Source organism: Microvirga sp. CF3016 (assembly GCF_036314085.1).
Taxonomy (GTDB): Bacteria; Pseudomonadota; Alphaproteobacteria; order Rhizobiales; family Beijerinckiaceae; genus Microvirga.
Map to the genome: position 1 here is coordinate 150,394 of NZ_JAYGGM010000005.1, position 23,384 is coordinate 173,777.

Annotated in this window: 19 protein-coding genes; 6 read left to right on the forward strand and 13 right to left on the reverse strand. The window is 61.5% G+C overall.

Features of this window, described 5'->3' with window-relative positions:
• Both VB672_RS09090 and VB672_RS09095 read left to right on the forward strand, forming a co-directional pair.
• Nucleotides 1-426 carry a hypothetical protein gene (locus VB672_RS09090; RefSeq protein WP_329783865.1) on the forward strand — a complete coding sequence of 142 codons (426 nt, stop codon included), beginning with the start codon at nt 1-3 and terminating at the stop codon, nt 424-426.
• Nucleotides 413-1,231: a hypothetical protein gene (locus VB672_RS09095; protein ID WP_329783866.1), complete on the forward strand. Its 819-nt coding sequence runs from the start codon at nt 413-415 to the stop codon at nt 1,229-1,231. Before VB672_RS09090 ends, VB672_RS09095 begins: the two co-directional genes overlap by 14 nt.
• Nucleotides 1,232-1,314: 83 nt before the next feature.
• Here VB672_RS09095 and VB672_RS09100 read toward each other — a convergent pair whose 3' ends face one another.
• From VB672_RS09100 to VB672_RS09150, 11 genes are all read right to left on the reverse strand, one after another.
• Entirely contained in the window at nt 1,315-2,133 is an 819-nt protein-coding gene (locus tag VB672_RS09100; RefSeq protein ID WP_329783867.1) for a lytic murein transglycosylase, read from the reverse strand.
• An 87-nt stretch (nt 2,134-2,220) separates the two neighbouring features.
• Nucleotides 2,221-3,093 carry a hypothetical protein gene (locus VB672_RS09105; RefSeq protein ID WP_329783868.1) on the reverse strand — a complete coding sequence of 291 codons (873 nt, stop codon included), beginning with the start codon at nt 3,091-3,093 and terminating at the stop codon, nt 2,221-2,223.
• A gap of 453 nt (nt 3,094-3,546) precedes the next feature.
• The gene (locus VB672_RS09110) at nt 3,547-4,716 is read right to left on the reverse strand and encodes an alpha/beta fold hydrolase (protein ID WP_329783869.1); all 1,170 of its coding nucleotides are present in this window, start codon (nt 4,714-4,716) and stop codon (nt 3,547-3,549) included.
• A gap of 332 nt (nt 4,717-5,048) precedes the next feature.
• Nucleotides 5,049-5,339 (reverse strand): GIY-YIG nuclease family protein, encoded by a 291-nt coding sequence (locus VB672_RS09115; protein ID WP_329783870.1) that lies wholly within the window; start codon nt 5,337-5,339, stop codon nt 5,049-5,051.
• Between the two features lie 221 nt (nt 5,340-5,560).
• Nucleotides 5,561-6,856: an ABC transporter substrate-binding protein gene (locus tag VB672_RS09120; protein ID WP_329783871.1), complete on the reverse strand. Its 1,296-nt coding sequence runs from the start codon at nt 6,854-6,856 to the stop codon at nt 5,561-5,563.
• A 70-nt stretch (nt 6,857-6,926) separates the two neighbouring features.
• Nucleotides 6,927-7,736, reverse strand: a complete 810-nt coding sequence (locus VB672_RS09125; RefSeq protein WP_329783872.1) for a sugar phosphate isomerase/epimerase family protein — start codon at nt 7,734-7,736, stop codon at nt 6,927-6,929.
• Entirely contained in the window at nt 7,733-8,746 is a 1,014-nt protein-coding gene (locus VB672_RS09130) for a hydroxyacid dehydrogenase (RefSeq protein WP_329783873.1), read from the reverse strand. Before VB672_RS09130 ends, VB672_RS09125 begins: the two co-directional genes overlap by 4 nt.
• Nucleotides 8,743-10,608 (reverse strand): DUF2264 domain-containing protein, encoded by a 1,866-nt coding sequence (locus tag VB672_RS09135; protein WP_329783874.1) that lies wholly within the window; start codon nt 10,606-10,608, stop codon nt 8,743-8,745. The genes VB672_RS09130 and VB672_RS09135 overlap by 4 nt, the downstream gene beginning before the upstream one ends.
• A complete protein-coding gene (locus VB672_RS09140; RefSeq protein ID WP_329783875.1) occupies nt 10,605-11,669 on the reverse strand; it encodes a LacI family DNA-binding transcriptional regulator in 1,065 nt (354 codons plus the stop codon). Before VB672_RS09140 ends, VB672_RS09135 begins: the two co-directional genes overlap by 4 nt.
• 154 nt (nt 11,670-11,823) lie before the next feature.
• Nucleotides 11,824-12,702 (reverse strand): DMT family transporter, encoded by an 879-nt coding sequence (locus VB672_RS09145; protein WP_329783876.1) that lies wholly within the window; start codon nt 12,700-12,702, stop codon nt 11,824-11,826.
• A 184-nt stretch (nt 12,703-12,886) separates the two neighbouring features.
• Nucleotides 12,887-13,069 (reverse strand): hypothetical protein, encoded by a 183-nt coding sequence (locus VB672_RS09150; protein ID WP_329783877.1) that lies wholly within the window; start codon nt 13,067-13,069, stop codon nt 12,887-12,889.
• A gap of 492 nt (nt 13,070-13,561) precedes the next feature.
• Between VB672_RS09150 and VB672_RS09155 the strand changes: the two genes are divergently transcribed.
• Entirely contained in the window at nt 13,562-16,672 is a 3,111-nt protein-coding gene (locus tag VB672_RS09155) for an adenylate/guanylate cyclase domain-containing protein (protein WP_329783878.1), read from the forward strand.
• An 82-nt stretch (nt 16,673-16,754) separates the two neighbouring features.
• Here the strand turns inward: VB672_RS09155 and VB672_RS09160 are convergent, their stop codons facing one another.
• Together VB672_RS09160 and VB672_RS09165 are read right to left on the reverse strand one after the other, a co-directional pair.
• Nucleotides 16,755-17,354: a class I SAM-dependent methyltransferase gene (locus VB672_RS09160; RefSeq protein ID WP_329783879.1), complete on the reverse strand. Its 600-nt coding sequence runs from the start codon at nt 17,352-17,354 to the stop codon at nt 16,755-16,757.
• A 58-nt stretch (nt 17,355-17,412) separates the two neighbouring features.
• On the reverse strand, nt 17,413-17,979 hold the full coding sequence (locus VB672_RS09165) for a hypothetical protein (protein WP_329783880.1): 567 nt from the start codon (nt 17,977-17,979) through the stop codon (nt 17,413-17,415).
• A gap of 499 nt (nt 17,980-18,478) precedes the next feature.
• Between VB672_RS09165 and VB672_RS09170 the strand changes: the two genes are divergently transcribed.
• The 3 genes from VB672_RS09170 to VB672_RS09180 all read left to right on the forward strand — a co-directional run bounded on the left by VB672_RS09170 (nt 18,479) and on the right by VB672_RS09180 (nt 23,382).
• The gene (locus VB672_RS09170; RefSeq protein WP_329783881.1) at nt 18,479-20,503 is read left to right on the forward strand and encodes a TonB-dependent siderophore receptor; all 2,025 of its coding nucleotides are present in this window, start codon (nt 18,479-18,481) and stop codon (nt 20,501-20,503) included.
• Nucleotides 20,504-20,505: 2 nt separating this feature from the next.
• Entirely contained in the window at nt 20,506-21,774 is a 1,269-nt protein-coding gene (locus tag VB672_RS09175) for an MFS transporter (protein ID WP_329783882.1), read from the forward strand.
• Between the two features lie 159 nt (nt 21,775-21,933).
• The gene (locus VB672_RS09180; protein ID WP_329783883.1) at nt 21,934-23,382 is read left to right on the forward strand and encodes a calcium-binding protein; all 1,449 of its coding nucleotides are present in this window, start codon (nt 21,934-21,936) and stop codon (nt 23,380-23,382) included.
• Nucleotides 23,383-23,384 lie beyond the last annotated feature (2 nt).

Here is a 23,384-nt window from a genome sequence, read left to right on the forward strand (position 1 = left end):
ATGCTGATCGGACTCAATCTGGCCCTTCTCGCAGCATTCTGGCCGTTGGCGAGCGAGCTGCTGTCGGCCGGCTCGTTGGGGCCTGCGACCTACAGGCAGGCTTCCGTCTCGTTGCCGGAATCCGGATCCTGGCGCGAGCAACCGGAATTGGCGCGGCGGCTCTTTCGAGGCGAGCCGGCGCCCGAGCACGATGTCTCCTCACCGAGCACGGAGGCGAGCCCGACCATGCGGCTTGTGGGCGTCGTGCTCACCGATGAGCGTCGCATTGCCGTGATCGAACTGAACGGGTCGACCCTGCGTGTCGGCGAGGGGGACGCCTTGGAGGGCTGGCAGGTCACCAGGATCGAGCGCCGCATGGTCGAGCTCGTCGATATCGCGGAGCGGCGCCTCGAGCTTTCGTTGGATCTTCCCGTTGGCCACGAATGATCGCCAGCCTGATGATCAGCGGGATGCGGGCGGCTTCGTTCTGCTGTCCGTGTTGTTCGTTGTTGCCATCGTATCAACGCTTCTGCTCGCCGTGACCGTCGCCGTGCGCGCCAACCGCGCGAATGCCGCAACCGAACGACGTCTCGTGCAGGCGGGCGCCCTTGCGGATGCCGGGCTCGTCCGTGCCATGGCCGCACTCGAAGACGGGGAAGAGCCGGCTCTGTCCACCTTCGCCAGGTCCGGGCGCTGGAACTTCGCAGGTCACGAGGTGATCGTTTCGCTCGTCCCCGAGGTCGGCAAGGTCGATGTGAACGCGGGCGATCCGGCCCTCGTGGTCAACGTGCTGCGCGCGATGGTTCGCGATGGCGCCAAGGCCGACCGCATCATCGCGCGGCTGGAGGCCATGCGCCGCACCAGCCGGTATGTCGAGTCCATCCGCGGCCTTCTCGATCCTCCCGACCGCACGGGCCGGCTGGCTCGCGATCTCGAAGCGGTCTTCACGGTGTGGACCAATGTTCGCGGCGTGGATCCAAGGCACGCCCCTGCAACCATCTTGCGAAATCTTCCCGGCCTTCAGCAAGGCGAAGCCGACGGGCTCGTGCGCGCGAGCGCCCAGGGGACTCATGCCGAGCTCTCGCCTTTCCTGACGCGGTTCGGGCCGCTTCTGGGAGCATCCCGGCCGATCTACCGCGCACGTGCGGAAGCGAGGGTCGAGGGCGTCGCGGCGCGAAGGGAGGCTCTTCTCGCGCACAACGCAGAGGCCCGTGCCGTCTCGATCGTGATGTGGCGGGATGCCCTGGAGTGATAGCCGGAGCGATCGTCGCGGCGCCTTCAGAGCTCATTCCCGGAGGGGCGATCCAAGTCCAGGATCGCCCCATTTCCTCACAACTAGCGCTCCGCCGACCGGCGTCCGCCGTCGATCTGCTGGCCGATCAGCGCGATGGCCTGCTGGTAGACCGAGGCCGCGTTCCAGGCCTGGATCGCCCGGAAGTTGGGCTCGCCCGGCTGATAGCCGGCGCCCGCGCGCCAGCCGTGGGCCTTGAGGAAGTTGGCGGTCGCCTCCAGGGCATCGGCCGAGTTGTCGAGATTGCCGCCATTGCCGTAGTTCAGGATGCTCTTCGGCATGAACTGTGTCTGGCCGATCTCCCCGTGCATGGAGCCGCGGGCATTGCCCGAGAGGATGCCGCGGTCGATCAGGGTGAGCGCCGCGTAGAGCTGGTCGGTGAAGAACTCCGACCGGCGGCAATCATAGGCGAGAGTGGCCACGGCCGAGAGCGTGTGCTGGTTGCCGCGCTGCGTCCCGAAGGCCGTCTCCATGCCCCAGATGGCGATCAGCGGCCCTGGCGGCACGCCGTAGCGCTGCTCCAGGGAGGCGAAGAGGGCGGCATTGGACTGCTTGAGCGAGCGCCCGCGGGCCACGATGGTCGAGGCGCCGCGCTTGGCCATGAACTGGTCGAGCGACAGGCGGAAGCTCTTCTGGCCGCGGTCGGCCCGGATCGTGGCGGTCGCGTAGTTCGTCGCCATCAGGGCCGAGATGGCCGAGGCGCCGACCCCGTTGGCTCTCGCTTCCTGGGCGAAGTCGCGCTTCCACTCCTCGAAGCCGGCCGCCGTGTTGCCGCATTGCGCCGCGCTGGCCGCGTGGGCCATGCCGACGAGCGACACGAAAGCCGCGGCGGCCGCAATTCTGTTACGCCAGCCCCTTGTCATCTGTTGTCCTTCCACATTGGTCTCATCGAATGAAATTGCCGGATCATCCCGGCCAAGTTGAGGCATAATGGTCAAGCTTCGTAACGCTCAGTCCAGATGGACGGTTCCCAGGCCGAAGCCGGTCTTGTCTTGCGTGATCCACACCGCTCCCTCTCCGATCATCATCCCCTTGTCGCGAACGAAGGCGCTCTCGAAGGTGGATTTCGCCACCGCCTCCCGCACGGAGGCGTTCAGAACGGTCTCCTTCGCGGCGATCAGCTGATCGCGGTTGCGGATGGTCCGCCTGACCTTGCCGGTCACGCTCACGGGATAATGGGCCACGCGGGCGAGAAGTTCGGCGTCGTTTGACCGGAAGGCGGCCTTCACGCGCCGGAAGCCGTAATAGGCCGCGTAAGCGTCGAAATTTTGGGCCCGGTAGCTGGCCTCGGTCTCCGGCGTCAGCTTCGGCCGCGAGAAGCCTGAATCCGGCGTTCTGACCGGCAGGTCCAGGGAGCGCCGCAGTTCCCGCACGAGCAGATTCAAGGCCCGGTGCCGGTCGTAGAGCGCCTGGAGTTCCGGCGAGCGCGTCGGGCCGTCGCCGGCCGCGAGGGACCCGGCGATCTCCTGCCGGACCGTCTTCGCGTCCGACCCGGCGTTGCGCCGGTCCCGCGCACCGGCCGCTTTGTCCAGCTCCGCATCGAGCAGGTTCCTGGCGATCCACACCCGCTCCTCCACCTCGGCCAGAACCTCTTCGTGCGACGGCCTGAAGCCGGGACCCTTGGCGATGTCGGAGGGCAGGGCTTTCATGGCCTCCTGGGGCTTGGGGCCTTTGGGCTCTTCGGACGGATAGCGTGGATCGACCTTGTAGGTCCGGCCGTAGACGCGGACGAAGAAGGGATCCGCGTGCGCGGGAAGCGCGGCGACGAACAGAGCGACAGCGCAACCGAACAGCCCAAGGGCTCTGGCAGTGAAGCCGATCATGGCCGTCTCCGCTCCATCAGGGAATTGGTCGGTGCATGGGGCGCTCCGACGTCAGGACGGAGCCAATCTAGGACGACATGTGGCCAAACTTGCGGCGGCAGACACGCTGGGCACCATCGATCGCCTGAGCCCTCGTTCTGAAAGGCAGCGCCATGGAATCCTCACGTCATCACCGGCCTTGTGCCGGTGATCCCGATCGGACGAGCGCCCCCGGTGTCATTCCCGGCCGGAGCGCAGCGGAGGGGAAGGGAATCCATCGCGCAGCGCTAGCCCGTGGATCCCCTTCCCGGTCCTTCGGACCGCCGGGGATGACACGGAGGGGCTTCCTCGGCGCTGCGCTCCACAGCATCGCGATGGCCGGGACGAGCCCGGCCATGACGTGCAGGGTGGTGCATGGAGCGTGGCGGAACATCCGCATCGGCAAAGGCCCGATCCGCCGTTCCCCGCGATGCACTACCGCCCTTTGCGCCGCGTCCGGCGTGCCGGCGCCTGCAGGCGGTAGCGCTGCGTGTCGGTGCGTTCCCGGTTGGCGATCTTGTCCTGCCGCTCGCCGGCGAGGACCGCCACGATGTCGTCCCGCACGGCCGGGAAGATCCGGTAATATTGGTGGCTCTGGAAATCCTGTCGCGGATCGATGGCGTCGCTGACGTCGACGGCCGTGACCTTGTCGCTGATCATCGCCATGTTCTCCGGTCCGTCCACGCCGAGGCGCGGGCCGTTGAACTTGGTCACGGAGCTCAGGGTCGACAGGATCCAGTCCTTCTGGGTGTGGTACACGGTGACGCGATTGCCGAGGCGGGGCAGGTAGCGCAGCTCCCTGGGATCGTCGAAGGCGTCCTCGTCCTCGTCGGCGGCGGCCAGGACGATCTGGTCGAAGGTCCGGCGCAGGCGGTTGGGATCCGATGCCTCGGTCGCCAGCGCGATCAGGGCCGGGAGAGGACGATCCTCGCCCTCCATCGGCGGAGCGTCGCTCGTCCGGCCATATTCGCGCGGCTCGCCCTGTGGCACCTGCATCAGGGCCTGCACGGCATAGCGGAACGCGTAATTGCCCATGCTGTGGCAGATGAGATGCAGCGGCTGGCGGCAGACGTCGCGGCGCGGAAGGTTGTCGATGAAGTCGTAGAGGATGCGCATCGTGCGGGCGATGGCGACGCCGGAGCCTCGCGCCGTGCTGCGATCATGGAAATAATCGTTGTAGGGCAGGGGCGTCGGCAGCGGCGTGCCGATCGACGGCCAGGTGAACGAGAACACGTTGGCGTCGAGGCCGTAGAAATTGATGATGGTCGCGGCGCGTTCGATGGCCTGCTTGAAGGTGTTCGAGAAACCGTGGATCACCACGAGGGTCGGCCGCCCGCCGTCCTGCATGTCCTGCCGCAGCTTCTCGAAGATGTCGCGGCTGCCGCGCCGGATCGCCGGTCCGATGAGCTGTTCCGGCGCCACATAGAGCGAACCGGGGACGAAGCTCGACCCAGTTGCCGTGACGCTCGCCTCCGCGCTGCCGAACCGCACCGCCGTCCCGTCGATGGGCCCGGGTTCGGAGCCGAAATCGACAATCGCCGCCCCGCTCGCGTCGGTCAGCGGCATGCGGTTGGTTGCGAAATAGACCGTCACGTTCTGCGCCATGATCCGTGTCTCCCACCACGGGCAGTGTCGCATGGCAAAGGCCACGTGTCAGCGGTCGATAATTTATCCGCTTGTCATCACCGGGACGAGCCCGGTGATCTCGACGGATTGAACGCCGCGCCTTTCAGCATCGAGCTGGCGGGCGTAGGGCGGGCCATGACGTGGAGCAGCGTAGACAGGATGGTGTCGTTTCCGGCGTGCGGCCGCCACGGATCACACCCGCCACGTCATCACCGGGCTCGTCCCGGTGATCCCGATCGGAAAGGCACGGCGCTTCACAGCATCGGGGTTACCGGCACAAGGCCGGTAACGACGTGGAGAGTGACGAGAAATCACGCGTTCAACTCGTCATAGAGATCGCGCCACGTTGGGTTCATCTCGAGGATCAGGTTTGACTTCCAGACGCGCGGCCACCGCTTGATCGAGGTTTCTCGCTGAATGGCATCCGCAATGCTCGGATAGCTTTCGTAGTAAACGAGCTTGTCGATCCCGTACTGCCGCGCGTGATCGCTGCCGCGTCCGGTTTTGTGCTCCCAAACGCGCCGCGCTAGATCGTTTGTGACGCCGACATAGAGGGCACCGCCGGGCCGGCTCGCGAGAATGTAGACGTAATACAGTCTCATGACGCGAGCTTGGCGCACTTCTTCGAGAAGAACAAGCTGTCCCAACCCTTCACGTCATTACCGGCCTTGTGCCGGCCATTCCGATGCGGAAGAGCGCGGCGCTTCACACAATCGAGATCACCGGCACAAGGCCGGTGATGACGTGGTGGGTGGGATCCCGGACGCACTAGACGAACAGGATCATGAGATGGAATACGTTGGCGCACAATGCGCGACGACGCCTAATTCACCTTCCGCAGCACGGCGTTGCCGTCCTCCAGGATGCGCTGGGCGGCATCGGCGATCGAGATCTGGCCGAAGGCCACCTGGTCGGCCACCTTGCGCATGACGTTGTTGTCGAACTCGACGGCGCCGATGGGCACGGGCGGCGGGTAGTCGCTCACCTTGTCGGCGAGCAGATTGACGTAGTCCACGGTCGCGCGCTCGACCTCGTTCAGGCTCGGCAGGATCGCCTCGCGTACCTTGGGCGACATCGGCACGCCGCGCTCGACGCCGAGAATCTTGCCGGCTTCGAGATCGTTGACGAAGAAGCTGATGAAGGCCGCGGCCTTGTCGGGCTGCTTGCTGGTCGACCCGATGCTCCAGATCAGCGCCGGCCGGTAATAATGGCCGGATTTCGCCCCCGGTCCCGCCTGCGGCACCATGGTGATCCCGAGCTTGTTCTTGGTGAGAAGCTGATAGCCGATGAGCTGGTTCGAGTAGGTCAGGCCCATGGCCGACTTGCCGAGCGCGAGCGAATTGCGCTCGATCTGGTTCTGGTCGAGGGTCTGCACGTCGGCCGGGACGCAGCCGTTGCGCTTGCGCAGATCCTCCCAGTAGCTGAACCACTCCTTCGCGTCGTCGACGGTGAAACCGAGCTTCGCATCTTCCGTGTAGAGGCGCTTGCCGCGCTGACGCAGCCACACGTCGAACACGTAGTGGTATCGGGCCCCGTAGGGCGCGCCCCAGTAATCGGGACGTCCGACCGCCTTGGTGAGATCGACCGCCATGTCGGCGAACTGCTTCCAGGTGGTCTCGTGGGTCGGCGGCTTGATGCCGGCCTTGTCGAACACGGTCTGGTCGTAGAACAGGGAGAACGAGTTGAGGCCCAGCGCAACGCCGAAGATCTTGTCGTTGACCCGGCACAGATCCACCATCTTGTCGCCGAAGGTGGAGATGTCGAGCTGCTTGCCGACGAACTCGTTCATGGGCTTTGCGGCGCCGCGCCCGGCGTAGTCGGCGAGGCTGCTCGGTTCGAGCTGGAACACGTCGGCGATGTTGCGGCCCGCCATCTGGGTGCCGATCTTGGCCCAGTAATCGGCCCCGACAGGCTCGCCGGCAATCTCGATGCCGGTGCGCTCGGTGAACAGCTTGCCCACGTCCGTGGTGCGCCGCGCCCGGTCGGGCGAACCCCACCAGGTGGCCCGCAGGCGCCCGGTTTCTTGGGCCCAACTCATGCCGGGACCGCCGACGGCAGCGGCGCCGCCGAGCGCCAGGGCGGATTTCAACAGGGTACGACGATTGAGATCAGACTTCATGGCTTCCTCCCATTCGCTTCTCGATTCTGTCTTCGCGCGGAGACGAGAAGCACGTCCCCGGCGAGTGTTGTTATAGAAGCCGGGCCGTGCTGCCTGCGCGGTCCCGCACCTCTCTCAACATTTGGCAAAACACGGCCGCATCGGCCCGGAACTGCTCGGGGCTGTCGTCGCGGACGAACTCCATCATGGCGAAGCGGTCGCGCGGCCAGCGTGTCGACGGAGCATCGGTCAGGAGCTTCGTCCAATAGGCGCGCTGGTCCGACAGCGGGTAGCGCCGCTTCTCGCTGTCCCAGGCGAAGACGTGCACATGCGACGTGTCGGAGCCGACCGCACGAAGCTCGTCGAGCGCTTCGTCGAGCGGCAGACCGGGGCGCGGCTGCCAGTAGAGAAACACGTTGGGGTCGTCGATCTCCGCCATGAGCCTTTGCGCCGAGGCGAGATCGTCGGTGAGCGAGTTGGGATGGTATTCGAGGCCGATCGTCACCGATGCCGAATCCGCCGATCGCGCCATGCGTCGGATCAGCGAAGCGGCGTGCTGGCGCTCCTGCGCGGAATAGGTCGCCGAATCCCGGTTGCGCGATCCGGGCCAGATGCGGATGTTCGGGGCGCCGAGCGCCTGAGCGGTGTCGAGCACGAGGGCAAAGGCGGCTTCGTCGTCGCTCGGCGGCGCGATGTAGGATCCGTAGGAGACGACCGAGAGACCGGCCTCCTCGGTGAGATGCCGGACGCGGCGCGCGGTGTCGAACTGACCGGGCGGCACATGCACGTCGCCCGCCCATTCGATGCCACCGATCCCGCATTCCGCCGCCAGCGCCACGATCGCCTCGGGCGCGAGCTTGCGGAACGTGACGGAGCACAGGCCGGGCCGGAAGCGCGTCATGCCATCGTCTCCAGGGCGGCGGGCATGATGGCGGAGCGCAGGGGAAGGCCTTCGACGAACCGCTCGATCTCCTCGACGATGAATTCGCCTAGCATTTCCCGTTCGTTGCCGATGGCGCCGGCGATGTGGGGCGTGAGGAACACGTTCGGAAGATCGTAGAGCGGCGAGGATTCCTCCGGCACTTCCGGATAGGTGACGTCGATGATCGCATCGATGCGGCCGGTGCGCAGCTCGTCGATGAGGGCTTGCTGATCGACGATGATGCCCCGCGCCGTGTTGATGAGCGTGGTTCCGTCGCGCATGAGCGCCAGGTGATGGCGGGCGATCATGCCCTGCGTGGAGGGCAGGGCGGGCGCATGGATGGACACCACGTCCGAGAGCCGCATCAGCTCGTCGAGCGATACGCTCTCCGCGCCGAGAGCCGCAGCCCCCCGCGCGTCGACATAGGGGTCGTGGAGAAGAACCCGGAAGTGGAAGGGCTCCAGCAGCTCGATCACCCGGCGCCCGATCCGCGACGCGCCGATGATGCCGATCGTCCGCCTGAAATTTCCGACCGGCTGCGCGGTGAGCGGAAAGGTCCGGGAGCGGTTCCGGTCCGCCCGGTAGAGGTCGCGGAAGCGGAAGACATGCTTGTTGGCGAAGAGGATCGCCGCCAGCGTGAACTCGGCCACCGGAATCGCATTCGCCTCGGCCGCATGGGTGACCGTGATCCCGGCCTCGAGAACGTCCGGCGACAGGAACCCTTTGACCGTTCCGGCCGCATGGGCGACCAGCTTCAGGTTCGGCGCCGTCTCCAGGATGCGCCGGCCGATGGCCGGACAGCCCCAGCCGGTCACGAGGATCTCGGTCCGTCGCAGCACCTCGGGTGCCTGACCTTGAGTAAAGGACCGGAGGGGGGTCGGATCGACGATGGTGCAGGATCGAGCGAGTCGGTCAAGCAGCGGCGGCGTGATCACACCTTCCGTACGGGCAGGATCCATGGCGAAGGCGATCGTGTGCGGGCGGGTCATGGCGCCATTCTCCAGGCGATGGCGCCGACGCGTTGGCTGTCTCGCGCAATGAGAGCTTCGAGGTCGGCGATTGCCGGCTTCTTTGGTATCTCCTTCCAGAATCGCTCGGGATCGAACCGATCGGTCAACGCGACCGCCGCGGTCGCCAGAACCGTTTCGCCGCTTGGGATTTCGCCGCGCAGCTGGGGCACGAAGGTCTTGGGATAGATGAGATTCGTGTTGGGAGGCGCTTTCAGCGCGATGCCGCGTCTTCCAATCGAGGATCCCAGATCCGCGATGGCGCTGACATCGCTTGTCCCGACGACCAGCGCAGCCCCGGTCCGCTCCTCGATCCGCTCCAGATTCCGATAGGCATCGGCCCGCGGAACCGCGAACCCGCCCTCGGCGGTCGCCAGCGGACGCGGGGTCCTGATCCGGTGGACGCGAACATGCCAGGGCGAGGCCGGGAGGAGCCAGGTCTCCACCTCCACATCGGCCCAAGGACGCCAGCGGGCATAGAGCACGGTCCCGGCGATCCGCGCCTCCTCGTTGGTCTCGCGCACCCGGAAATGCCGCCCGTCGTCGCTGAAGGCGAGCATCCCGTCCAGAGCCGCGCCCTCGAAGTTGCGCTCGTCGCTCTCGACGCTGAAGGCATAGCGGGAGGAGTAGACGAACTTGGCGTATTTCTCGCTGCCGAACCGCATCTGCAGGTTTTCCTGACCGGACGACAGGGCCACGACGTTCCCGGGCGCGTGCAGCATCACCATGCCGGGCTGCGGCTGCGGCGAGGGTTCCGGGAAGGCGGGAGCCGGCGCTTCCTCGGCGGTCCAGAAGGGGTGGGATTCGGGGAGGGCCAGCGGCAGGAAGGCCTTGAAGGCCCAGTAGGGAGAGCCCGCCGAATTGTAGTTCTCCGACATGAGCAGGTTGGCATAGCCGAACCCGACGGTGAGCACGCCACTCCGATCCGTGATGGGGTGCTTCCCCCACCAGCGCAGGTGGCGAAGGTAATAGCCCTTCACCTCGCCCCAGGGCAGCGCCTCCTCGTCCGCGAAGGCCAGGGCAGCCCAGAATCCCGCGCAGGCAAAGCGGTAGGTCATGCTGCGGCCGAAGACGAGCGTGCCCCCGTCGTCGGCGAACCAGTGCCGGATGTTCGGCGCGAACAGGCGTGCCCACTCGCGGAACCGTTGCTTCCGCTCCCCGTCCGTGGTCGCCAGGGCTGCGTAGATCAGCCCGTAGAAGTGCATGGCGAACGGGATGTAGTGGTCCACGCGGGGGACATTGCCGTCGCGGTACCAGCCGTCTCCGAGGTAGAAGGCTTCCAGCTCCTGAAGATATTGCTCCGTAAGGGTTTGGTCGAAATCGACCCCGATCCGCGCGAGACCGAGATCGATCATCACCCGGAAGAACTTCCAGTTGTTGTCGGCGAACTGGTGCGGGCGAGCCTCCAGCAGGTAGGTCGCGACGTTCCTCTTCGCCCTTTCGTCGAGAGGGTCCCAGAGGTGCTGGGGCACCAGGCGGAGCGCAAAGCCGAGCGCCGCCAGTTCGACCATCCTCTGGTCGCGGTCGGTGACCTTGCCCCAATATTCGGGGTGTTCGGGATCCGTCCCGTTGGCGAGCCCTTTGGCGTAGAGGGGCCAATGAGGGAAGTTTCCGCCGCCGGCGGCATAGGGCGCCAGTCCCCAAAGCGGCCGGGCAAAGCCTTCCAGATCCGCGGCCGCATGGTCGAAATGCGCCGCCGTGGCGCTGAGGCTCACCCGGGCGCCGCCTTCCGAGAAGGCCGGCAGGAGAGGGTTGAAGAGATCGAGAAGCGCCTTTTCGACATCGCCCCTGGTTTTGAGCGGGTTGCCGGCGAGGGGATTGGCATAGGCGGGAGTATAGGTCATGCCGGGAGCTCTCCGTCCTCGGGCTGCTTGGACATCGGCTGCACCGTTGCGCCTTCCACCAGCCTGACGGCCAGTTCGACCTTGCGCGGCTCGGCACCGGGATCGGCGATGCGTCTCTGCATGAGGTAATAGGCCTCCTGGCCGATCGCCTCCCGGTCCACATGCATGGTGGTCAGGCGCGGGGTGGTCATGGAGGCGCAGGGGAGGTCATCGAACCCCATCACGGCGAAATCCTGAGGGATCGAGAGATGGTGATTGGTGACAGCTTCCATGACGCCGATGGCCATCATGTCGTTCATGCAGAAGGCAGCGGTAAAGCCTTCGTCCTCAAGGAGAATCGCCTCCATGGCCTCGCACGCGGCCGTGCTGGCCCGGGCTGCGGTCGAAGGCAGCTGGACAATGCGCGTGACTGCCCCAGCCTTCGCAGCAGCCGCCTCGAAACCCCGGACGCGCTCCCGGATCGTATGCCGGTGCGACATCGTGAAGTGGAGGATGCGCTGGTGGCCCGCGGCGATGAGATGCCGGGTCGCGAGCCGCGCCCCGTAGAAGTTGGCAGGCGACACGCAATCGAACTGAAGATCGGGGTCGTTGCCGTTGACCCAAACGGTTGGAAGGTCGGAACCGACGAGCCAGTCGCATAGATCCTCCGGTGGATCGATGCCCACGAGGAAGATCCCTGTCGCATCGGTCTCCGACAGGGTCTGCTTGAGCTCTGACACCTTCAACGACGAGGATCGGACCAGCCGCGGCAGGAGGGTCCCGCCCGACCGCGCCGCGGCGCCGCGAAGACCACTCAGGATCCCCTCATAGAAGACTCCCAGCCCGCCGGTTGCCTGATCGACCGGGATGAGGGCGACCGACCGTTGGCTCTGGGGCTGAGCACTGGGAACCGGGCGGACATTATAGCCGAGTTCGGATGCTATCCGGATCACCTGATCCCGCACGTTCGTGCTGATACCGGGCTCGTTCGCGAGAACGCGTGAGACGGTGCTGACCGACACGCCGGCAAAGCGGGCAATATCCGTCTGACGTGGGCGACGGCTGAGGCTCACTCTCGTCATTTCCTCCCCACCTTTTGTTCGTTGCATCAATTTGTTGCGCAGGCGGAGATAACTTGCAATGATCACGCAAATGCAAATTTTTGCATTTTATTGAATGCAATTGCGTCGCCGCAGGAAGCGGGCAGCAACCACATGTAAGCTGAACGGGAGGTCGCTAGCGCCGCGATCCGCCGACCTGAGTGCCGATGAAGGCGGCCGCGATGATGACCAGGCTGCCGATAACGAGAGACAGCGTCGGAACGATGCCGAAATATAGGTAGTCGGCGACAGCGGAGAAGACGATCACCACGTAGCTAAGGGGCGCCAAGATGCTCGCTTCAGCCAGTTGATGCGAGCGCAGGAAGCAGAATTGGCCAACTTGGGCGAGCACGGCGATGATGAGGAAGGCGGGGAGGTGGATCAGCCTTGGCGGAACCCAGACGAGAGCCGCCGGAATGGCCGTTAGAACCGCAAGACCGACCGTGTAGAATACCATCAGGACAACGGCGTGTTCGCCTGTGAGGCGCCGGGTCTGGATCACGCTCAGTGAGCCGAACAAAACCATCCCCAGAGCTGCCAGCAGGCCCCAGTCCCAGCTCATCGAGCCCGGCTTCAGGATGAACAGCACGCTGACGAAACACAGGACGGATGATATCCAGTGCCGCCGCAAAATGCGCTCGCCCAAGATGATGGCAGCAAGCCCCAGAATGACGAACGGGCGGGTGAAGCCAATCACGTTCACGAGGGTCAGGGGCAAAGCGGCGGTGGCGGCATAATTGCAGCTCAACGCCATCGTGCTGCAAAGCACCCGCCCAGCGTGCCCCTTCAGCTGCCGGCTGTTGAACACGTCCCCTCGGTAACGCCAAATGAGCGGGGCTATAAGCAGAAGCCCAATGACAGCGCGGAAGAAGACAAGCTGGATGGCCGGAAAGGTCGCGCCGGCCTGCTTGATGACTCCCATCGAAGTGACGACAAGCACCATATCGACCAGAGCGAAGACCGCTCCCTGTCGATTTGCGACATGCCGGTCTTTGACATCGGTTGGAGGCTGCATGGTGGAGGGAGGTCCAATCTGGTCAGGCCTGACTCAGACCCTCACGAGAAGTCTCGTCTTACGCTGTTAACATCATATTGTCGGCGTTCAAACACGCATACGACGATCAGGTTATCCTGGACGGGCACATTCTCACACAGCGGCTCAAGCTTTCCAAGCTTGGATCAGTCTGGTCGGCGAAGGCCTATCGATGTTCGATGATCGTATAATCCGCGTCGATCACATCATCCTGCCGGCGATTTCTAGCCCGACGCAGCCGGCGGCGAAGGTAGACGTACAAGGCCGTGCCGCCTGCGAGCAGGAGCGGGAGCAGGACAAAAAGACCGATCAGCATCATCGCCAGCAAGGCAATGCCTGCTGCAGCCATGGCTAATATCCTGACCAGGACGGAAAGAAATCCACTGGAACGGGCGCTGGTCGTCGTTTTTGTCCGAAAAGCTGCGTAGTCCAAGATGGATCCTCCAGTTGCGGGAGCGCACGTCGGCGCAAGGCAAGAGAGGTGTCCGACATCGCAAGCAGCAACCTGCTCGCCAGAGGGTCCCGGACCCCTGAGCTACGCTAATGTGGGCGGAGAATGGGTTGGATGCAAGGCCAAGGAAACGGCACCGATACAAAGCCGCAAGGCAGCTGCATCTCAACCATGACTTGCCGATAGCGCAGTGAATGGGCGAATGACCACTCCTTCGCTCGAAGGTGAACCTCATCCGTTAAAAACTTTATAACATAATAAGTGTTAACGCCTTGTGACCTAGACATCACTAAGGACCCGATACTAGTAACGTACAGCTTGCATTGTCTGCTTAACATCTCGTTAAATAACAAGGACATTCATCTAGGACGGTGCAAACTGAGGGCTGCAATGATTTGTCCACACTGTGCACAACCAAGCCCGGACAATGCACGGTTTTGCAGCCAGTGTGGGTCACCTCTCACCTCCGATTCCACCGCAGCGGATGCCTCCCCAGCGGAACCGGAGAGTCGGGAAGAGTTCAAACCGGTTACAATCCTTTTTGCAGATATCGTTGCCTCTACGGAACTTGTTTCTAAGCTCGATCCCGAGGAGGCCATGAGGCGTCTGTCGCCAGCTGTGTCACTCATGCGGCGTGCGGTGGAGCGTTTCGGCGGAACAGTAATTCATACCTTGGGCGATGGCATTATGGCGCTCTTTGGAGCGCCGCAGATGCAGGAGGGGCATGCTCTGCTGGGATGTCAGGCTGCTTTGAACATTCAAGCAGAAACGAAACAGACGCTCGGGGCGACGGCCGTTCGGATCGGCCTGCACTCCGGTTTGATCGTTGCTGAGACGAAGTTCTCGGGAGCCATCAACGAAAGGGAAGCCTATGGGGTCGCCATTCATATTGCTAATCGAGTGCAATCACTAGCCGATCCGGGGGCGATTTATCTCAGTGAAGACTGCTATCATCTTGTCGAGCGGTACTGCTCTGCCCGTTTGATTGGCCGCCGAAGCATCCGGGGGCTGTCCCATGACATAACGGTCTATGAACTCTTTGGCTTGCAGTTGTCGTCATCGGGAGAGCTTTTCAGGAATACAAATCTCACGCTGTTCCAGGCTCGGGAACGCGAAATGGCCGATCTAGAAGCCTCCTTGCAGGCTGCTCTCCGCGGTGAGAGCCATGTCGTCGGGATCTGTGGTTCTGCCGGGAGTGGAAAATCCAGGCTTTGCTATGAGTTCGCCGAACGATGCCGGAGAGACGGTATCCCGGTCATCGAGGTCAGGGTTCAACCCTACGGAAAAGCTGCTCCGATCCAACCTATCCTCGAAGCTGTCCGATCGTTGCTCCGGATATCCACTGGCGATGATCCCGCCAATGCTCGTAACCGAGTCATGGACTGCCTCGAGCAGCTGGGTTCTCCTCCAGAGAACGCATTGCCAATCCTCCTTGAGTTTCTTGGCATCGCCGAGAGTAGTCTCGTGCCAGCGATGACTCCGAAAATTCGTCATGCGGCACTTCTGGACACCATCTCCTGGCTGATCCGCGGTCATGCTTCGAAGCCGTATGTCGTGATACTGGAGGACCTCCATTGGCTCGATGAAGCGAGTGAGGCCTTCTTGGATGTCCTATGGAATTCGATCATCGGCTCATATGCGCTGATGATCATTAACTATAGGCCATCTTATCGGGCTCCATGGATGGAGCGAGCGGGATTTCATCATCTGGAGCTGAAGGATCTTGAGCGCCATCAAATGGACGGGTTCATATCGTCCGTCGTCGGTTCTCATGCCGATCTAGAAGATGTGAGAAATCGTATTGCGGAGCGTTCTGACGGCAACCCGTTCTTTGCTGAAGAAATCATTCATTCACTGATCGAGAGCCAAGTGCTGGTCGGAAAGCCTGGTGATTATCGACTTGGTGGCGAAATCAGCGACAACCCACTTCCGGTGACGCTTCAGGCTGTCATCGGCGAGCGCATCGACAGGCTGCCAACCTACGATCGAACTCTCCTCCAGATGGCTTCCGTCATTGGAAAGGAGGTGCCTTATGCAGTTCTAAAGGCTGTGAGTGATCAGGAGCAGCACGCTGAGATCGAGCCAGCGCTCCTGCGGCTATGTGCCGTCGAGCTCCTGCAGGACCACTCCAGACCCGATGGTCGCTACTACTCCTTCCGTCATCCCTTGATTCAGGAAGTGGCGTATTCCAGCCAGTTGAAAGCTCGCAGAAGCAGACTTCATGCCTTCGTCGCCCCCGCTTTGGTAAGCCACTATGCCGAGCGTCAGGACGAGGTCGCCGGCCTCATCAGCTTTCACTATGAGGCCGCAGGGATACTTTCGAAAGCTGCCGAGTATGCTCGCAAAGCCGCAGAATGGATCGGGTCTATGCACCCGGCGCAAGCGATCAGGCAGTGGCAGGTCGTCCATCGCCTCGTCCACGCTCAAAGTCCGGCCGCGAGGGACAACGCCTTGCTCATCCTGTCGAGTGCCGAGATCGCATGGCTTGGCTGGCGCGAGGGGATGGGGGTTAAGGATGCCGCTCCCTACATCCAGGAAGCTCTCGCGATCGCGAAGGAAACGGATGATACGATGATCCCTTTGCTTCTTTTCGTCGAGGCAAGAATCAGCGGTGCCAGTGGAGGAGCTGCAGACCATTATGTCGCTCGGGTCAGAGACGCACTGGCGATAGTGGATGGCGCAGCCAATCAAAGCCGGGCTGCAACGCTCTACGCGTCACTGAGTCAAGCCTATGGCTGGGCCGGACTTTTCAAGGAAGCCCTGGAGGCCAATGATCGTGCCTTGTCCCTGCTGCAATACGTTCAGGACTTTGAGAACCGGTTCCTGGGCTACAGCGTCGAGCATTGGACTCTCAGCCTGAGAGCGAGAATCCTGATCCATCTCAACCGCATCGATGAGGGGAGGGGATGGCTCGATCATATGCTTGCGATCGAGGACGGGCTTATTGATCCGACCGTTCAATTCATCAGTCACCTTGGTTATGTCGACCTCGCCTGGCTGTCCGGGGACGCCGCATTGGCGCATCGACACGCGACACATGTAAGCCAGCTTGCTGAGCGCCATGGTACGCCTTACCTAAAGGTTTTTGCATATGCATGCACGGCAATGGCCAATCAACTTGCGGGAGACACTCAGGCGGCTATTCAGGACTTTGAGGAGGGGCTGAATTTCATGCACGCGGCCAGGGCCGCCTTGGACTACGAGCCAGATATGATGGCCGGCTTGGCGGAGTGCCAAGCCCATGCCAAACAATATGGAGAGGCTCTTCTGACTGCGGAGCGTACGATCAGCTTGTCCCGGGATCGAGCGACCCGTCTCACGGAATGTCGCGCGTTGATGGTGGCCGGCGAGGCTATGATCGAGCAGTTCGGACGTGAACGCTGTCAAGATGCCATCAGTCTGTTGGAGGAGGCCGAGGCGCTGATCCGGACAACCGGTGCGACAGTCCTTGAGCCTCGTCTGAAAGCTTGCCGGGACAAGCTTCTGGTCAGATGTTCCTGATCCCCAGATCAGGCCCTCAGGAGTATGCCAATCGATCGTAAGGTTTGCTGATGGATCGAGTGTCACTCATCGTCGATTGAACTTAATATTCAACAATAAGCGTGAATTCGCTCATTGCGTAATCATCGATGAAATGAACCTGAGCGCCAAGGCGTCTCTCACAGAAACCAATCCATTGCATGGGATTCGCGCAGTAGAGACCGGGTCTCGCCATTTCCCGAGGCACGGACTGATGAACAAAGTTCACGGCGAAGCCCTTGCGACTCGTTGCGCCGAGATGGACCAAGGTGGCCTCTATGGAATGCTCCCAAACTCGGAGCGGCTGGTCCAGCATAACGTTGAAAATTCCGCTTGCGATGCTGTAGTCGGCTTGCCGAGGACTTTCCCTGCCATGGTGAAACTGAATCAGATCTCCGGACCGACGCTTCCTCGCGCTGCGAACCATCGCAGACGACACGTCGATTCCGAGATAATCGATAGAAGTTAGTGGATGATAGAGCGCTAGGTAATCGAGAAGGGCTCCGTACCCGCATCCGACATCGTTGAGCGAGAATGGGCTATCGAAGTCACAGAGTTTGAGGAGCTTCCGAAAGCGCAGGGCCTGCGTGGGCATGCAACTCCAGTCGACCCCCAGAGGCGTGGGACCGAAGCGGCGCAGCTTTTGTGTGTAATACTGCGCCACTTTCCGGTAGGAATCCTCAAGTTCTGAGGGAGAGCAATTCGTCATCGAACGGGATAACCTACCTCCGCCGGGGCGTCTTACGGGCATTCTTTGGCGCTGCCTTGGTCGCGGACTTTCGTGCAGCGGTCGTGGTTTGACGGGCAAGCCGAGGAGCAGTCTTCGGGAGCATGGGGATCGACACGATGATGTGGTCCTGTTCGATGTAGAAGCGTCCGGTGGGAGCATCCCTCACGATGACGCGGCGCCCATCCTCGCTGCGGGAGTCATGGGCCTGAAACAAAACAGGAAGAGGACGGCGCGACGCCAGATTCTCGACCATCATATCCATGATGCGATCATTGCCGTTCACGCCGGGCATATCGGACTCATAGGAGCCCAGGTCGCCGATCAGCTGGAGCCATCTGTTTCGTGCTCGCGGGTTCCAGAAGCCTCCGAGATTGAGGACTGCGACGCAATCGCGAAACGAGCGTCCACGTTGGAAGATTTGGAACTCCCTTTGAAGCTCCGCCATCTCCTCAATGCCGCCGTAGGCTTCCTTGGGGCCCTGTGATGGACCGAAGCGAAGGTTCATGAGGTCGAATAATCCCGAGATGAAGATATCGTCCTCTTTCATGATGCGGCCCATGACTTCCTCCCGCCTCTTGATACAGAGTTGCTGCAAATCAACGTGTGACGAAGCATGGCATCAGTCGGACAAAGAAGAGTCAAGGTTAGTTCAGGGGTTACTCAGAGATATTAAGAGTTTTGACTTGCAAAATGACGCATGACGACGGCCTGATTTCCATGTCATCGGCGCCGACGCAGGAAATGCCTGGTGTTTTGCCGCCAAAACTTAGCGTCGGTGGTTGACCAACTGTTGCTGAGGGGTGGCGAATGTCTTTGGGTCGGTCTTGAGGGCGACCCGAGGCGAATGAACGTTTCGGTCCCGAGTTATTATGTAAATATGAGCTTAGAATGGTTCGAAGTTGCCTCAATTAGGATTAAAATAATTAAAAACTATAGTATTTGACACCTCAAGAAAGGCTCTGATAGGCGGACATCATCGTCGCGTTATGAAGGTTTCTGCCGTGAAGCTGCCCCTTACGTTGCTGGCATCGTCAGCTCTTGTGTTCTCTGCATGCGAAGTGCTTGCCCAATCATCCGATACACGCGCCATTCAGCTTGATGAGGTGACGGTCGAGGGAAGTCGAAGCGGGCAGGGCGGTGACCTCACGGCAAACGGCTATGTCGCCACTTCGAGCCGCAGTGCGACGAAGACCGACACACCAGTTCTTGAGACGCCTCAGTCGCTCTCGACAGTCACACAGGAGCAACTGGAGGACCGTAAGCCCCAAACTTTGCTCGAAGCAGTGTCCTATACACCGGGCGCCAGAGTCGGAAGCTATGGCTTTGACCCTCGTTACGATGCCTTCTCCATCCGCGGCATCGAGGTCACTTACACCGGCGTCTTCCGTGACGGCCTGCGCCAGGTGAACAGCCCGAATGGCTTGTTCCGGTTAGAACCTTACGGATTGGAAGGGATTACGATTCTGAGAGGGCCGGCGGCTTCGATCTATGGCGCAAGCAGCACCGGCGGCATCGTCGATCTCATCTCGAAGCGCCCGACCTTTCTCCCCTTCCGCGAGGTCGAAGTGCAAACGGGTTCTTATGGACGCCTGCAAGGCAACTTCGATGTTTCGGGACCCGTCAATGCTGATAATACGTTCTTTTACCGCCTGACCGGTCTTATACGGGAGGCAGGCACTGAAATCGATGCCGTCAAGGACGACCGAGTCTTCATCGCGCCGGCCTTCACCTGGAAGCCGAATGATGCGACGACGCTGACGATCCTTGGCGAATACATGGATGCGACGACAGGCGGGACGGCAGCCTACATCAACAATTATGCGACCGATGCTGCAGGCAATCCCACCAGCCTATCCATCGGTGCGACCCGTGTGTTTGCCGGCGACAAGCGCTACAACGACTTCCGTCAGAGACAGGGCCGGATCGGATATGAGTTCGAACATCGCTTCAATGACATGTTTACTCTGCACCAGCGGACACGGTTCTCTGCACTCGGCACCAACCAGGAATACTTCTATGGTGGGTCGGGTCTCACCCGCGAGAACAACTGGGGCGTCGTCAGCGATACTTATCTCGAAAGCCGCCTCAAGACAGGAGCTGTGGATCATACGATCCTGACCGGCTTGGACATTAGCCGTCTTAGCTATGTCTCCAAGCAGGGCTTCGGTGTCGTCCCGGTTGGGACTGATCCGGTGCTTTCCTATCGGGAAGATCAGACACAGACCCTCACGGGTATTTACATCCAGGATCAGCTGAAGTGGCAGAACTGGCGCCTGACGCTGGGCGGTCGTCACGACTGGTTGTCCAGCGAGTTCGATAGCGCGGGCCTCGAGTTCGATCGCGACGACACCAAGTTCACAGGTCGTGCCGCTCTGGGCTACGTGACCGATTTCGGCCTTGCGCCTTATGTGAGCTGGGGGACATCGTTCACTCCCAACCCAGGCACGGTTCTCGGCGGCAGCGTGGCCGAGCCAACGACAGGCGAACAGGTCGAGATCGGCGTGAAATATGACCTGCCGGGAGTCAACGCATCGCTTCGCGCTGCGATCTTCGATATCCGTCAGGAAAATGCGGTGGTCTATCAGGTCATCGATGCCACTAACCAGCAGGTTCAACTCGATGTGCGGTCTCAGGGCTTCGAACTCGAAGGCGTCGCCTCGCTGACGGAAGGTCTGAATGTCCAGGCGTCCTATTCCTACACCGACGCCCGCATCGAGAAGCTGACCGCAGAAACCGTCGGCAACCGGCTGACGAGCGTACCCTATCATATGGCATCGCTCTGGCTCGACTATACGGTCCAGGACGGGCCGGTGAGAGGGCTCGGCATCGCGGGCGGCGTGCGCTATGTCGGCTCCAGCTTCGGCGACAACCTCAACCGCCCTGTCATCGAGAACGAGCCGCGCACCTACCTTGATGCAGCTATTCGCTACGATCTTGAAAACCTTGATCCAAGCCTCAAGGGGCTGCGTTTCCAGGTGAACGCGACGAACCTCCTGGACGAGGACGGTCAGGTCTGCACATCCAACTACTGCTATTGGGATGAGGGCCGCAAGGTCATCGCAAGCCTGCGTTACCGGTGGTGACCGTGACGGTTACCGGAGCGCGACGTGTCCGCGCCTTCTCTCCGCTCGCCACCGTCCTGGCGATCGGAGGGCTCTATGTTGGCCAGAGCATCATCGGCGGGGTTACCTTCAGCGCCCTTCCCAGCGTTCTCCGCGATCGCGGATTGCCTCTCGACCAGATCGGGCTCACCTACCTCGCGGTCTTACCATGGGTGCTGAAGTTCCTGTGGGCTCCTGCGATCGAGCGTTACCGTTTGCCGTCGAACGGTCCGAGCCGCTCCCGATCCATCGTCCTAGCCGGGGGAATGATCTCGGCCATCTGCTTCATCCTGGCCGCCGTCATTGGTCCGACCAGCTTCGTGCCGCTCATGGCGGTCTTCATCGTGGTCGCATTTGCCGCCTCGACGGTAGATATCGCTTGCGACGGTCATGCTGTGGAAAGCCTGTCCGAGCGATATCATGGCTGGGGCAATGCTGCTCAGGTGGGTGGGGCCTATCTTGGATCCGCGATCGGCTCCGGTCTCTTTCTTGTTCTCGTCGCACGGGTTGACTGGACGCAGGCCATGATCGCCATGGCGGTTCTGCTCGTGCTGCTTGGACTGCCCTTCGTCCTATCGCCTGCGATCACACCAACTGACGCGAGGACCCACCGACCGTCCCTCCGCGACGCGTTGATCCGTCCGGAAATGCGCAGAGGGCTGGCGCTGGCTGCGCTTTATGCCGTTTCGCAGAAGTGGGGCTTGGCAATGCTCGGGCCATTTCTCATTGATTCCGGTCTCGACCTGGATGCGCTGGGGATCATCAATGGAGCCGGAGGGATGATTCTCGGCTTCGGCTGCGCGGTTCTGAGCGGCGCCTTGGTTCGGCATTGGGGTGCAAGAGCGATCCTGGTGCTTGCGCTCATTCTCCAAGCTGTTGCTCTCGCGGGCCTGGGGGCAGCGGCATGGATCGGGGCAGTACACCATGTGCTTCTGCTCGGCCTCGCGCTGGCAAGTTCCTCTGCCATCATGGCATTGGGGTTCGTAGCGCTTTATGCACAGTTCATGAAACTGTCGGATCCACGTCAGGCTGGGATCGACTTCACGCTTCTGCAATGCATGGACGCCTTCGTCAGCATGATCGGCGGCATCGGAGCAGGCTGGATTGCGCAGCATTTCGGTTACAGCGCTTGTTTCGGGCTTGCAGCGATCCTTGTCACCCTCGCGGCTTCGCCGGTGGCTATCTTGAGCAAAGGGGCCAAGGGTAACGAGGCTAGCTCCCAGCCCCGTCGGCCGCTCCCGCAGCAATTCTGATTTTTTCATCTCCCACGGAAAAGCGAGCGTGATCCTAGGCAGGCATGCGACGATCCTACGCATCCGCCGCTGGGCAGGGCTTACAGGTGCCCGTATTGCGCCGACCAGAGGTTAGGACTAAATAACCGGGTGCTCGCTGGATTCTCATTCCAATCTGACATGCCGATCAATCGACCCGCTGAGGACGGAATCTCGGCGTTAGCACCGAGCTTCGATGGCGCCGACACACCTTTTACCGCTCTTGAACCTGAAGGCTTCCTGGTACCCGCCGATGGCTGTTGTCACCTTCACGAACCGTTTGCCGCCAGGACATCGGTTTCAGGATTCTTCCATACGGATTGCGAGACCAACATGAAAGGTGATGCCCACCTCGTAGGCTCGTCTCAAGGCGACTATCTCAAGGGACACGATGGGAACGACTATCTTGACGGTGGGATGGGCGCAGATACGCTGGACGGCGGTTCGGGCAACGATACCTACATTGTTGACAGCAGGGATGACCGCGTCCTTGACGCCATCGGTGGGGGCTACGACATCGTCTACACGAGCTCCAGCCTCGCATTGGCATCCGATGCGGAAATCGAGGAGCTGAGAGCTGCTGTCGGAACGAGCTCGTTGTCCCTCATCGGAAGTGGTTTCTCCAATCTGATCGTCGGTACATCGGGCAACGATGAGCTCGATGGCAAGGACGATGTTGATACCTTGATCGGTGGAGCCGGTGACGATCTCTATATCATAGACAGTCCGTTCGATTTCGTCTGGGAGGATATCGAACAGGGGCGCGACACCGTTCTAACCCAAACATCACTTGCGTTGAGCGCCAATATCGAAGTCTTGAAGGCTGTCGGCGGCTACTCCCCAATCGCCTTGACCGGCAATGCTCTCTCCAACGAGATCTTCGGCAATGCGGGTGACAACGTGATTTATGGTCTCCAGGGTGACGACAACCTCTATGGAGATGGCGGCAACGATGTCATCGACGGAGGCGTCGGGCAGGACATCTTATATGGAGGAATTGGCAACGACCTCCTCTCTGGCGGAGATGGAAGTGACGTTCTCTATGGAGACACTGGACGGGATACCATCGAGGGTGGCGCCGGTCACGACCGTCTCTATGGCGGTACCGAAAGCAATCGGCTGCTCGGGCAAAGCGGCAACGATACGCTCTATGGAGGCGCGCATGCGGACACCCTGCAAGCTGGAGATGGCAATGATCGGCTTTACGGGGACGTCGGAACCGATTCTCTCGATGGCGGAGCTGGCAAGGACACTCTCTCTGGCGGATGGGGACGCGACACGTTCGTCTTCAAAAACGCGCTGAATGCCAAATTCATTGTGGATACGATCACGGACTTCAATGTGAAGGACGATATGATCCGTCTGGAAAATAGCATCTTCAAGAAGCTGCGGAAGACGGGGAAGTTGGACCCGGATTTCGTAATTGTCGGCAGTAAAGCGCAGGATGGCGACGATTATCTAATCTACAACAAAAAAAGCGGCTACATTTCCTATGACGCAGATGGCTCGGGTCTCAAGTACAGGCCCATCCTCTTCCTTAAGCTGAAATCCGGCCTCGCCATTGCCGAGAATAATTTTTACATCATTTAGCT

Bases quoted from the DNA above. Each gene is read 5' to 3' on its own strand.
- VB672_RS09090 (WP_329783865.1), top strand. From the start codon at position 1: ATGCTGATCGGACTCAATCTGGCCCTTCTCGCAGCATTCTGGCCGTTG.
- VB672_RS09100 (WP_329783867.1), bottom strand. From the start codon at position 2,133: ATGACAAGGGGCTGGCGTAACAGAATTGCGGCCGCCGCGGCTTTCGTG.
- VB672_RS09105 (WP_329783868.1), bottom strand. From the start codon at position 3,093: ATGATCGGCTTCACTGCCAGAGCCCTTGGGCTGTTCGGTTGCGCTGTC.
- VB672_RS09110 (WP_329783869.1), bottom strand. From the start codon at position 4,716: ATGGCGCAGAACGTGACGGTCTATTTCGCAACCAACCGCATGCCGCTG.
- VB672_RS09115 (WP_329783870.1), bottom strand. From the start codon at position 5,339: ATGAGACTGTATTACGTCTACATTCTCGCGAGCCGGCCCGGCGGTGCC.
- VB672_RS09120 (WP_329783871.1), bottom strand. From the start codon at position 6,856: ATGAAGTCTGATCTCAATCGTCGTACCCTGTTGAAATCCGCCCTGGCG.
- VB672_RS09125 (WP_329783872.1), bottom strand. From the start codon at position 7,736: ATGACGCGCTTCCGGCCCGGCCTGTGCTCCGTCACGTTCCGCAAGCTC.
- VB672_RS09130 (WP_329783873.1), bottom strand. From the start codon at position 8,746: ATGACCCGCCCGCACACGATCGCCTTCGCCATGGATCCTGCCCGTACG.
- VB672_RS09135 (WP_329783874.1), bottom strand. From the start codon at position 10,608: ATGACCTATACTCCCGCCTATGCCAATCCCCTCGCCGGCAACCCGCTC.
- VB672_RS09140 (WP_329783875.1), bottom strand. From the start codon at position 11,669: ATGACGAGAGTGAGCCTCAGCCGTCGCCCACGTCAGACGGATATTGCC.
- VB672_RS09145 (WP_329783876.1), bottom strand. From the start codon at position 12,702: ATGCAGCCTCCAACCGATGTCAAAGACCGGCATGTCGCAAATCGACAG.
- VB672_RS09150 (WP_329783877.1), bottom strand. From the start codon at position 13,069: ATGGCTGCAGCAGGCATTGCCTTGCTGGCGATGATGCTGATCGGTCTT.
- VB672_RS09155 (WP_329783878.1), top strand. From the start codon at position 13,562: ATGATTTGTCCACACTGTGCACAACCAAGCCCGGACAATGCACGGTTT.
- VB672_RS09165 (WP_329783880.1), bottom strand. From the start codon at position 17,979: ATGGGCCGCATCATGAAAGAGGACGATATCTTCATCTCGGGATTATTC.
- VB672_RS09180 (WP_329783883.1), top strand. From the start codon at position 21,934: ATGCCGATCAATCGACCCGCTGAGGACGGAATCTCGGCGTTAGCACCG.